This window comes from Pseudomonas sp. GYB4201 (assembly GCF_056312595.1).
On sequence record NZ_JBWGIG010000079.1, the window covers coordinates 1 to 5454 of the forward strand.

4 protein-coding genes are annotated in these 5454 nt (G+C 68.2%); all 4 read right to left on the reverse strand.

What is annotated here, in order from left to right:
* Positions 1-187: 187 nt before the first annotated feature.
* The 4 genes from AC0Z2B_RS32340 to AC0Z2B_RS32355 are packed head-to-tail and all read right to left on the reverse strand — an operon-like array spanning position 188 to position 5102.
* A complete protein-coding gene (locus AC0Z2B_RS32340; protein WP_476302229.1) occupies positions 188-1168 on the reverse strand; it encodes an ABC transporter substrate-binding protein in 981 nt (326 codons plus the stop codon).
* On the reverse strand, positions 1165-3288 hold the full coding sequence (locus AC0Z2B_RS32345; RefSeq protein ID WP_476302232.1) for a TonB-dependent receptor: 2124 nt from the start codon (positions 3286-3288) through the stop codon (positions 1165-1167). Before AC0Z2B_RS32345 ends, AC0Z2B_RS32340 begins: the two co-directional genes overlap by 4 nt.
* A 27-nt stretch (positions 3289-3315) precedes the next feature.
* Positions 3316-4086 (reverse strand): ABC transporter ATP-binding protein, encoded by a 771-nt coding sequence (locus tag AC0Z2B_RS32350; protein ID WP_476302235.1) that lies wholly within the window; start codon positions 4084-4086, stop codon positions 3316-3318.
* Entirely contained in the window at positions 4083-5102 is a 1020-nt protein-coding gene (locus tag AC0Z2B_RS32355; protein WP_476302237.1) for a FecCD family ABC transporter permease, read from the reverse strand. Before AC0Z2B_RS32355 ends, AC0Z2B_RS32350 begins: the two co-directional genes overlap by 4 nt.
* Between the last annotated feature and the right edge of the window lie 352 nt (positions 5103-5454).

Consider the following 5454-nt stretch of genomic DNA (forward strand, 5'->3'; position numbering starts at 1 on the left):
CAGAGGCGTAGCCGCCAGAACTAACCTGACAAACACCGCGTCGCCTGCATCGCGACTAAAGTCGGCTCCTACCCCGTGCGTGGTAGGAGCTGGCCTTGGCCGCGATGCAGGCGACGCGATTTATGCGGTATACGCATTCGCGTAGCAGCTGCCGCAGGCTGCGTCCGCATACGACGCGGACCCGGGATTAGGGGCGTTGCGCGGTGAGGATGCGGGCGGCCTCGGCCGCGGTCAGGGGGTAGTCGAAGAAGCGCCGGTAGAAGGCCATGGTCTGCTGCTGCAGGTCGATGTCCTGGAACCGCTCGGGGTGCAGCTGCTGCGCCGCCCACAAAAGCTGCAGGCCCACTTCGGTGCCGTAGCGGTCCCAGGGGAACACCCCGGCCGGGTTGCGCAGTACCTTCGCGCTGTGCAGCTGTGCCAGCAATGGCACCTGGCTGATGTCGCCGGCGTCCGCCGCCAGCACGATCACGTCCGGGTGCCAGGCCAGCACCTGCTCGGCGTTCACCACCTGCAGGTTGCCGTGCAGCCCGGTGGCGGCGTTGCGGCCGCCGGCCAGGTCGATCCAGGTGTCGATCAGGGTGCCATCGCCGTCGACCTTCAACGGCTTCAGCGAGGCGATGTGCAGCACCCGTGGCCGCTGCGCGTCGCTCAGGCCGGCGCTGCGCTGGCGCACCAGCGCCACCTGCCGGTCGAGCCAGGCGTTGTAGTCACGGGCGCGCTGGCGCGCGGTGTCGGTGCCCAGGGCCTGGGCGGTGACGTCGAGGCTGTGTTCCAGCCCCGGCAGGTCGTTGAAGCCCATGTGCACCACCGGAATGCCGGCCTGCTGGTAGGCCAGGGCCTGGCGGTCGCCGGTGCTGGTGAACACCAGGTCGACCTTGTCGGCCAGCAGGCTTTCGACGTTGAACGCCGTGCCCGTGACGATCTGCGCCTGGCTCAACGCCGGCTGCACCTTGAACATCCAGGGCTGGCGGTCGGGGTGGTTGACCGTGGCGACGATACGCTCGCCCGCGCCCAGGGTCAGCATCAGCGCGTGGTGGGCGAACCAGCCATCGGCGATGCGCCGGGGCTGGGCCGGCACCTCGACGCGCTGGCCGCTGTCGTCGATCACTGTGCCGGCCACCGCGGCGCCGCTGAGCAGCGCCAGGGCCAGGGCCGCCACGCGCCTCACAGGTCCACCTGGATCGATGCCTGCAGCATGCGCGGCGCGCCCAGGCTGGCGCTGGCGTTGCCGGCGGCGCTGTAGCCGTTGAGGCCGCCGGGGACGATGTTGGTCCAGTAGCGCTCGTTGGTCAGGTTGGTGACCTCCAGGCGGTACACGGTGTTGCGCTGCATCAGGCGCGTGGTGAAGCTGGCGCCCAGGTCGAAGGTCTCGTAGCTGCTGACCCAGTGGGTGTCGATGTTGTCGGTGGGGCGCGCGCCGACGTAGCGGGCGTTGAGGTTCAGCGCCAGGCCATGGACCTGCGGCACCTGGTATTCGGTCAACAGGCTGGCGGTGTAGCGCGACAGGCCGACGATGCGCGTGTCGTCGGTGCTGGCGCTGCCGGTGTCGAGCAGCTTGGGGTCGAGCCAGGTGATGCCGCCGAACATCCGCACGTTGCTGCTGACCTTGCCGTCGGCCATGAACTCCAGGCCGCGGTTGCGCTGCTCGCCGGCCACCGCGTAGGTGCCGTTGCTCTGGGTGAAGGCGTACGGCCGCTTGATCTGGAACGCCGCCAGCGACAGGTTGACGCCGCCCACGGCCAGCTTGCCGCCGATTTCCCACTGCTTGCTGCGGTACGGCGCCAGGATGGTGTTGGCGTTGCTGGTGCCGGTTGGCGCGGTGTCGCCCTGCTGCAGGCTGTCGGCGTAGGTGACGTACAGGGTCAGGTTGTCGACCGGCTTGTACATCAGGCTGCTGGCGCCGCTCAGGCCGTGGTCGTTGGAGCCGCTGGTGGTGGCGCCGGCCAGGCTGTAGTTGTGCACCGACATCTGGCTCTGGCTGCCGGTGAGCATCAGGCTCCACTGCGGCGTGAAGGTCAGGGTGTCGCCGAAGATCAGCGACTGCTGGGTGGCGGTGGCCGAGTGGTAGCGGTCGGTGAAGTCGGGGTAGTTGGGCTCGGCGAAGTTCTGCGGGTCGCCGAGGCTGGCGGTGCCCAGGGTGGTGGTGGCGCCGTTGACCGGGTTGAAGTTCTTCCAGTCGAAGCCGCTCAGGCCGAAGGTCAGGTCATGGCGCACCGAGCCGGTCCACTCGCTGCCGTTGAGGTTGGCCAGGTAGCTGTTGATGGTGAAGCGGCTGGCCGTGGCGGTGGCGACGGTGGAGGTATAGGTGCCGCCGGTGGCGGCCAGGGTGTTGGTGACGGCGGTGGACTCGCGGTCGGCGATCTGCCGCAGCAGGCCCACGTCCAGCTTCCAGTTGCCGTTGAAGTCGTGCTTGAAGTGCACGCTGGCGGTGTCGGTGGTGTCGTTGTCGCCGGCGTAGTTCTGGCCCAGGTTGCTCTTGGTCGGGTCCATGGCATGGGGGAAGCTGGCGCCGGAGGCCAGGGCGAACTTGCCCGGCAGGCCCTTGGCCAGGTAGTTGTAGTGGCTGAAGTTGGTCTCGATGACGTCGTTGTCGCTCAGCTGGAAGTCCAGCGCCAGGCTCACCAACTGGCGGCGCAGGGTGCTGCCCGGGGCGTAGCTGTGGCCCTGTTCGTCGAGCAGGTTGAGGCGGTACTTGATCTTGCCGTCCGGGTCGAACGGGCCGCTGAGGTCGGCGGCTTTCAGCCAGCTCAGGCCAGTGCCCACGCCCACGGTCACGCGGTTCAGGCGCTCGTCGGTGGGCCGCTTGGAGATGAAGTTGAACGTACCGGCGGGGTTGGCCGGGCCGTACAGCGAGCCGGCCAGGCCGTTGAGCACCTGCACGTTGTCGAACTGCTCGGCGGGGTAGTCGGTGGTCGACACCACGTTGAGGCCGTCCAGGCGCGTGTTCTGCACCACGCTGCCCTGCAGGCCGCGGCTTTGCGGGCGGGCGCCGTCACCTTGCACCGAGGGCAGGTAGCGCAGGATGTCCTTGACGCTTTTCAGCTGCTGGTCCTGGATCAGGTCATGGGGCACCACGTTCAGCGAGTAGGGCGTGTCCAGCAGCCGGCGCTCGCCCAGCGGGCCGAGGTTGGCGCTTTTCTCCCGGGCGGCGCGGGCGTCCTGCTCGGCCTGGGTGTCCTGGACACCGTTGACCGTGACGGCACCCAACTGCACGGGCGCGCTGTCGGCGGCGTGGGCCAGGTTGACGGCTGCGGCCAGCAGCAGCGGGGCATAGGGGAGGTGCTTCATGCAGGACTCTCTCTGACAAGGGGCGGCTTACAGGGGGGCAAAAAAACGGTGGCGGTCGCTGTCGATCTGGCGCACGGGCACGCCGTACAGGCGCTGCATCAAGGCGGCGTCGATGACGTCATGGGGCGTGCCGTCGGCGATCAGGCGCTGCTGGTGCAGCACCCAGGCGCGGTTGGCGCCGGCCAGCGCCTGTTCCGGGCGGTGGCTGGTGGTGAGGATGGCCAGGCCGCTGGCGGCCAGCTGTTGCAGGCGTTCGAGCAGCCGCAGCTGGTGGCCGAAATCCAGGCCGGTGACGGGTTCATCCAGCAAAATCATTCGCGCTTGTTGCACCAGCGCACGGGCGATCAGCACCAACTGGCGCTCGCCGCCGGACAGCTCGGTGTAGGTGCGCTCGGCCAGGTGATCGATGCCCAGATTGTGCAGGGCACGGGCCACGGCGTCGTGGTCGGTGCTGCCCGGCGCGCGGCCCAGGCCAGTGATCGGCAGGCGGCCTTGGGTAATGATCTGGCGCACGCTGTAGGGAAAGCTCGGCACGTGGGTCTGCGGCACGTAGGCCAGCAGCCGGGCGATGCTGCGGCGGTCCAGTGCGGCCAGCGGCTGGCCGTTGATCAGCACGCGGCCGGCGCTGGGCTTGAGCAGCCCCAGCAGCAGCTTCAGCAGCGTGCTCTTGCCAGCGCCGTTGGCGCCCAGCAGCGCGATGCAATCGCCGGCCTGCACGCTGAGGTTGACGTCTTCAAACAGCCAGCGCTCGCCGATGCGGTGGCCCAGCCCCTCGGCCTGCAGCAGTGGCGCGTTCATAGCCAGCCCCGGCGCACGCGGTGCAGCACCAGCACGAACGCGACTGCACCGAGCAGTTCGGTGATGATGCCCAGCGGAATCTCGCCGGCGCCGAGGCTGCGCGCCAGGGCATCGGCGGCCAGCAGGAAGCAGGCGCCCAGGCCGGCGCTGACCGGCAGCAGCCGCGCGTTGCCCGGCCCCACCAGCAGGCGCGCCAGGTGCGGCACCAGCAGGCCCACCCAGCCGACCATGCCGGCGATGCTCACGGTGAGCGCGCTGATCAGCGTGGCCAGGATGATCACCCCGTAGCGAATGCGCTTGACCGGCACGCCCAGGCTCAGCGCCTCGTCGTCACTGAGCGACAGCGCATCGATGGCGCGCCCCAGCAGGCACAGCACGCCGATGGCCAGCAGCAACAGTGGCGCGGTCAGCTTCAGCGCCTGCTGGTCCACGGCGCTGAGGCTGCCCAGCAGCCAGTAGACGATGGTGGGCAACTGGTTGAGCGGGTCGGCCAGGTATTGGGTGATCGACAGCAGCGAGGTGAACAGTGCGTTGGCGACGATGCCACCCAGCACCAGCATCAGGATCGAGCTCATGCCGAACAGGTTGGCGATGGTCACGCCCATGGCCACCGCCGCCAGCCCGGTCAGGCACGCCAGCAGCGGAATCCACACGCCGTGCAGGTTGGCGACAATGCCCACGGCGGCGCCGAACGCGCAGCCGCTCAACACCCCCAGCAGCCCGGGTGACACCAGCGGGTTGCGAAACACCGCCTGGTAGGCCGCCCCCGACACCGACAGCCCGGCGCCCACCAGCACTGCGGCGATGATGCGCGGCAGGCGGCTGTCGATCACCAGGCTGTGCAGCAGGGCGTATTGGTCGGCCGGCAGCGTGGTAAGCCCTAGCCAGGCTGCGATGAAATCCAGCAGTTGCGACAGGGGCAGCGGGTAGCGGCCGATGGTCAGGGCCACCAGGCTGGCGAGGGTCACGGCGATCAGGCTGAAAGCGGCGGGGTAGAGCGGGGCGGCGCGTGGCATCAGTGGGGTTCGATTGCTGGCGGTATATCAAAAAGTATATAGCGATGGCCAGCATTGAACCAGAACGTACATAACGCCCAGCATGAATAAAATTTCACCTGGCGGTGGGGGGAATGTGGGGGGCGTAAAAAAGGGCCATTACCACCAGGGGGGAGCAGGGATAATGGCCCAATAGGGGCGTCGAGCAGTTGGCAATCTCGACGCCGAGCAATGTATCAGCGGGTCTGTTTGTTAGCTACCTATCAAAAAGAAAGGGTGTATTCCTGTTCGCGCAACAATGTTGGGGACGCGGCCTGCGGCCGCTGCTACGTCACGGACCGCGGCGTCTGCATCGCGACCAAGGTCGGCTCCT

Excerpts from the sequence above, each read along its gene's own strand:
- AC0Z2B_RS32350 (WP_476302235.1), bottom strand. The coding sequence starts at position 4,086 with ATGAACGCGCCACTGCTGCAGGCCGAGGGGCTGGGCCACCGCATCGGC.
- AC0Z2B_RS32345 (WP_476302232.1), bottom strand. The coding sequence starts at position 3,288 with ATGAAGCACCTCCCCTATGCCCCGCTGCTGCTGGCCGCAGCCGTCAAC.
- AC0Z2B_RS32355 (WP_476302237.1), bottom strand. The coding sequence starts at position 5,102 with ATGCCACGCGCCGCCCCGCTCTACCCCGCCGCTTTCAGCCTGATCGCC.